The organism is Mycobacterium sp. E740 (genome assembly GCF_001672895.1).
GTDB lineage: Bacteria > Actinomycetota > Actinomycetes > Mycobacteriales > Mycobacteriaceae > Mycobacterium.
Genome location: NZ_LZKP01000114.1, coordinates 1 through 6,054, shown reverse-complemented (window position 1 = coordinate 6,054; position 6,054 = coordinate 1). Strand labels below are relative to the sequence as shown.

The following is a 6,054-nucleotide window of genomic DNA, read 5'->3' as shown; positions in this document are numbered from 1 at the left end:
TCGGTGGGGATGTGCACCGGTTTGAGGGTGGCGGTGGCGGCCATCTCGCGCACCAGCGCCGCGGGCAGCACCCCGATCCCGGGGGCATATCCCGGCGTGTCGCTCTTTCCGGCCAGGGTCGCGTCCTGGGCGATCACATGGATCACCACACCCGCCGCCGCGGCGGGCCGGCCACCCGCCGCGCAGCGCCCGGTGTCGCACCGGCAGGCCATCTTCGCTGCGCCGGCCAGCAACGCCTCCACCGCATCGGCGCGGCGCTGGCGCACGGTACGCGGATCATCCCCGCACACCGTGCCCGCCAATTGGGCCAATTTCTCATCCAGGGCCGCGCCGACGGTCGCGCGTAACCGGCCCCACACCTCGGCGGTCCCGTACCCCTCGTTGTTGATCTCGAGATGGCGGTCCTCGTCGCGTTTGTGGGCCACCCGCAACGCCTCCGGATCGACATCGAGCACCATCCAGTCGACCAACTGCGCGATCCGGGCATCGGAGAGCTTGTTCCACCCCGGCGCCGCCCGCGCCAGGCGCTCATCGATCACCGCCATCGCCTGCTCATCGACCACCAGCGCGGTTCGGTAGTCGATGATGCGGATCACCCGGAAATCGACGCGCCCGCCGCCAAAGACCTCACCCAGCCGCGGTAACTGCTCGATCAGCGTGCAGCCATAGGAGATCATCGCCGAGGCGCGCCCACGGCTGACCCCCAACTCCGCGGCGACCTCGGACGCGATCACGTCCCAATCGTCAATACACCAACTCGCGTGGGTGTTGCCCATCGCCGCGAACCGACGCAACCCGAACCGGCCCGCAGCGATCACCTTGCGCGCCACCGCAACCCGCTCGGCGCGCTGAGCCTCACCCATCACCTCAAGCAGATCCACAGCACCCGCTATTTCGAACACATGTTCGATACTACACCGATCCACCGACTCAGGCTTTTCGGCAGGGTCACAGCCGACCGCGTAGCCGGTCCCGGTACGACCGCCCATCCGGGTCGTACATCAGTCGGTACACCGGTTCCGCCCACAGCCGCGTCAGAGACCCGAGCTTTTCGGCTTTGTGCGGGCGTAACCGCCCGGGCGGTCTCGGCCCAGACTGGCCGGCTGCATACCAAGCCTCCAAAGCCTCAGCCTCCGAGATGATCTCGTCGACCGCGGAGGTCGGGTCGCCGAGCCCGCCGTCCGCGCTGCCGTCCTCGGCACGGTCGAGATGTTCCCGCAGCAGCCGCAGCCTGAAATCGCGGGCGAAGACGCCGTCGTCATCCAGCACCGCACAGGACAGTTCGCTGTCGTGCGTCCACGACCGTCGGTTGAAATTGTCGCTGCCCGAACACGCCCACACATCGTCGATGACGCACACCTTGGCGTGCACATACACCGGGGTGCCCTCGTGATTCTCGACATCGAAGATGTGCACGCGATCGGGGCTGGCCCGCCGACACGTCTCGATGGCCTGCCAGCGGCCAACCTGGTTGGGCGGCAGGGAAAGCCGGCCATCCACGTCGGGATAACGCGGGACGACCGCTACGAGATGCAGATCGGGGTTGTCGCGCAGCGCGCGGGCGAAAAGTTCGGCGACCCGCTTCGACCACAGATACTGGTCCTCGAGATAGATCAGCCGACGGGCGCGCGGCACCACCTTGCAATAGGCCCGCGCGATGCTGCGCTCACCGTGCGGCGCGAAGTCGTACGCGAAGTGGGCGTCCGGATAGGTGCGCAGCACCTGCACCGTGTGTGGCCCGCACGGTGGCGGATCCGGTGGCTGCTGCGGCAAGGGGTCAGCCGTCATGTCGGCGCCGGTGAACTTGTCCCGCAGCCACGCCAACGGGTTGAGCATGTCGAGCGACGCCGGATCGTTCCACCGTTCACGAAACGTCATGTCGAGCGCGCCGACCACCGGGCCGTGCAGGCGCAGCTGCACGTCATGCCACGGCGGGTGCTCACCGTATTGGGGTGACATCTGCACCGCCTGGGGATCACCGTGATGTCGCGCGTCGTCGCGACGCGAATGGCACAGGTCGATGCCGCCGGTGAAGGCCACATCGCGCTCGGGGGCGCCGGGATGCCTTATCACGACGAGCTTTTGGTGGTGCGAGCCGCCGATCCGCACCCGCTGGTCCAGCAGCACCTCACCGCCGGCCTGTTCGATGTGCTCACCGAGGTGACGGTTCTCCTCCTCGCTGTAGGTCAGCTTGTCCAGATGTGACCGCCACACCAGGCCTTTGACCACTACCCCGCGTTCCGCTGCGCGGCAGAACAATTCGCGCACGGTCGGGCCCTCGTCGCGCATCTTCTGGTCAGGATCACCGCGCCAGTCCGTGAAGAACACATAGTCACCGGCCCGCAGCGCTTCCACTTCGCGGGCGAGCTGGTCGAAATACGTCGCGCCGTGCACGAGCGGCTCGACCCGGTTGCCCGCACACCACGCCGGCAGCGCGGACGCGGGATTACCGCGCTCGTCGGCCGTGAGGAACCATTCGGAAACGGTCACGGCCGCCGTCTCAACAGCCGATCCCGATACGACCGGCCGTCCGGGTCGAAGATCATCCGGTAGGCCGGCTCGGCCCACAGCCGCGTGAACGGGTCGACTCGTTCGCTCTCGTGCGGTCGCAACCGGCCCGGCGGCCGCGAACCGCGACGGCCCGACTGGTGCCACGCCTCCAAAGCTTCTGCAGAAGCGGTGATTTCACGTACGGCGGTCACCGGGTCGGTCAATCCCTCGTCTTCGCTGCCGTCATCCGCCCGGTCGAGATGTTCCCGCAGCAGCCGCAGCCGGAGATCACGCGCGAACGCGCCGTCTGCGTCGAGCACCGCGCACGACAATTCGCTGTCATGTGTCCAGGATCGCCGGTTGAAGTTGTCGCTGCCGATGCAGGCCCAGGTGTCGTCGATGACGCAGACCTTGGAGTGGACGTAAACCGGTGTGCCCTCGTGGTTTTCGACGTCGAACACGTGGACCCGGTCCGGTGCGGCGCGCCGGCACGCGTCGAGCGCCAGCTGGCGGCCCACCAGCGTCGGCGGGCGACCGAGGCCGCCTTCCAAATCGAAGTAGCGTGGTACGACCGCCACCAGCTGCAACTCCGGGTTCGCGGTCAGCGCATCGACCAGCAGACGCGCGACCTCCTCCGACCACAGATACTGGTCCTCGAGATAGATCAGCCGCCGCGCACGCCGGATCGCCTTGCTGTAGCCGCGGGCGATCGTGCGCTCACCATCCTTGGCGAACTCGTACTCGATCAGCGCATCGCCGTAGGTGCGCAGCACCTGCACCGCGTGCGACCCGCACGGTTCGGGGTCGGGTGGCTGCTCCGGCAACGGACGCTTGCGGCCGTCCTGTCCTGCGAACCTGTCGCGTAACCAGGCCAGCGGGTTGAACAGATCGAGGGGTGCGCGAGCCGTCCACCGTTCCCGAAACGTCACGTCCAGCGCGCCGACGACCGGACCGCGGACCTGCAACTGCACGTCATGCCACGGTGGGCGCTCACCGTAGCGGCTCGACATCTTCACCGCCTGCGGGTCGCCTCGATGAGCGGCGTCGTCGCGTCGGGAGTGGCACAGGTCGATGCCGCCGATGAACGCAACGTCGCGGTGCGGTTCTTCGGGATGCCGCAGCAGCACCAGCCGCTGATGATGCGATCCGCCGACCAGCACCCGTTGGTCAAGCAGCACCTCACCGCCGGCGCGCTCGATCGTCTCGGCGAGGTGGCGGTTCTGTTCTTCGTTGAACTGCAACACGTTTGGATACGACCGCCACATCAATCCTTTGACCAGCACGCCGCGCTCAGCCGCCGCGCGGAACAGCTCGGCGACGGTCGGCCCGTCCTCGCGCAGCCTTTCGTCGGCGTCGCCTCGCCAGTCGGCGAAGAACAGGTGATCACCGGCGCCCAGCGCCTCGACCTCGGTGACGAGCCGATCGAAATACGTCGCCCCGTGGATCAGGGCCTCGGCTTGATTGCCCTCGCTCCACGCCGGCAGGTCCCAGCTCGGGTTGCCGCGTTCGCCAGACGTGAGGAACCACTCAGCCAGCACAGACACGCGGTGGGACTTCCCGCTCCGACGGCAATTTACGCACGTCGCAAAGCGTCAGCCGCGGCCGAGTTCGTGCGCGAGCGCGCCCTCGAGGCGCGGATGACGAAACCGGTGGCCCAGCGACTGGAGCACGGCGGGCACCACCCGTTGGTCCGCCTCGGCGAGCTCGCGGGCGCCTTGCTCACCCAGCAGCAGCCGCGGGCCGATCGACGGCACCGGCAGTATCGCCGGCCGCCGCAATACCCGCGCCAGTGTTTTGGTGTACTCGGCGTTGCGCACCGGGTGTGATGCGACCGCGTTCACCGGACCGGCGAGCCGACTGTCGTAGAGCGCGCGAAGGTACACGTCGAGCAGGTCGTCGAGCGTGATCCACGGCAGCCACTGCCTGCCGCTGCCGAGGCGGCCGCCCAGCCCGGCGGCGAACAGCGGGCGCATCAGCCGAAGCGTCCCGCCGCGCGCGGACTGCACGATGCCGGTCCGCACGTTGACGACCCGCAGACCCCCCTCGGCGCCCGCGGTCGTGGCCGCCTCCCAGTCCGCGACCACGTCGGCGAGGAATCCGTCGCCGCGCACGCTTTCTTCGCACAACACCGCGTCGCCGCGGTCGTAGCCGTAGATCCCGACCGCTGAAGCGCTGACGAAGACACGCGGTCCGTTCGACGCGTCCAAGGCGGCGTCGACGAGCCGTCGTGTCGGCTCGATGCGGCTTTCCCGGATGGCGGTCTTGTGCTCGTCGGTGAAGCGCCCGGCGATCGATGCGCCGGCCAGGTGTACGACCGCGTCCACGTCGGCCAGCAGATCGGGATCCGGCCGCTGCGGGTTCCATTGTCGTTCGTCCGAACCCTGCGCTGTGCGTCGCACCAGCCGTATCACCCGGTGCCCGCCGGTGCTGAGAAACGCCGACAAGGACGACCCGACCAGACCCGAGGCGCCGCTCACCGCGACCGTCAGCGGTTGCAGGCCGGCGTCCGCGGCGCGTCGGTGCGCGGCGAGGTCGTCGGTCAACTGGCGATGTCGGTAGACGAACATCGAGCGCAGCGCCGCAGCCGGAACCCGGGTGTCGATGCGGTCGTAGATCCGCGTGCCGCCGGGAGCCGCACTGAATTCGTGCGTGTGGGTCCACCGGCCGACCAGCCGGGTCGGCCATGTTGCCGGTCCGTGCGACGACAGCTCGTCGACGAAGCGCCGGGGCGGGTCGTAGCGGGCCGGGTCGTGTTGTGCGATCCAGCGCAGACCCCCGGGCAGGCGCAGCACCGCTCGCCCGTCGGCCAGCGACTGCGCTTCGGCCACGACAGTCATCGGCTGCCACGGCGGAACCAGCCGCCGCATCGCGCCCGGCCGGGCATGCCATGCGAACACCTCGTCGAGCGGGTGGTCGATGAAGCTCTCGTATTCGATCCCCACGGGTAGATCTTCGTAGCCGTGACGCCGATGGATTGCGCCCGGGCGGCTATCCGCGGTCGTAGGCTGAGAAGTCCCACCTCGAAACGAACTGTGATGAGCGGATGGAGCGGGCTCACGCGTCACAGCGCCGGACGTGTGTACCAGAACCGCCGAGACGCCGGTGAAGTCTTGGCGAACGAGTTGACGTCCTACCGCGACCAGGACGTGGTGGTGCTGGGTCTGCCGCGCGGCGGTGTGCCGGTCGGCTGGGAGGTGGCGCGCGCGTTGCACGCGCCGCTCGACGTCTTCCTGGTTCGCAAGCTCGGCGTGCCGCAGTGGGAGGAATTGGCCATGGGCGCGCTGGCCAGCGGCGGCGGCGTGGTCATCAACGATCAGCTGGTGCGCAGCCTCGGGATCGGCGACGAGGCGATACAGGCGGCGATCGCCCGCGAGACCGAGGAGTTGAATCGCCGCGAGCGGGTCTACCGCGGTGACCGGGCTCCGATCGAGATCGCCGGCAAGACCGTGATCCTCGTCGACGACGGAATCGCCACCGGCGCCAGCATGCTCGCGGCGGTGCGTGCGGTGCGGGCACAGGAGCCGGCTCGAGTTGTCATCGCAGTTCCGGTCGGACCGGCCTCCG

The 6,054-nt window shown here is 68.7% G+C and carries 5 protein-coding genes; 1 reads left to right on the top strand and 4 read right to left on the bottom strand.

Going from position 1 to position 6,054, the window contains the following annotated elements; translation table 11 throughout:
- The 4 genes from A5663_RS11085 to A5663_RS11070 form a co-directional block, all read right to left on the bottom strand.
- Positions 1-902: DUF222 domain-containing protein (locus A5663_RS11085; protein ID WP_197503367.1), on the bottom strand; the 902-nt coding region annotated here is incomplete at its 3' end.
- A gap of 46 nt (positions 903-948) precedes the next feature.
- Positions 949-2,490 carry a phospholipase D-like domain-containing protein gene (locus A5663_RS11080; protein WP_068148135.1) on the bottom strand — a complete coding sequence of 514 codons (1,542 nt, stop codon included), beginning with the start codon at positions 2,488-2,490 and terminating at the stop codon, positions 949-951.
- Positions 2,487-4,034 carry a phospholipase D-like domain-containing protein gene (locus tag A5663_RS11075; RefSeq protein WP_068148134.1) on the bottom strand — a complete coding sequence of 516 codons (1,548 nt, stop codon included), beginning with the start codon at positions 4,032-4,034 and terminating at the stop codon, positions 2,487-2,489. Before A5663_RS11075 ends, A5663_RS11080 begins: the two co-directional genes overlap by 4 nt.
- 48 nt (positions 4,035-4,082) lie before the next feature.
- Entirely contained in the window at positions 4,083-5,432 is a 1,350-nt protein-coding gene (locus A5663_RS11070; RefSeq protein ID WP_068148131.1) for a TIGR01777 family oxidoreductase, read from the bottom strand.
- 93 nt (positions 5,433-5,525) lie between these two features.
- Here A5663_RS11070 and A5663_RS11065 point away from each other — a divergent pair.
- Positions 5,526-6,054, top strand: a 529-nt coding sequence (locus tag A5663_RS11065; RefSeq protein WP_068148129.1) for a phosphoribosyltransferase, incomplete at its 3' end; no start/stop codon positions are given.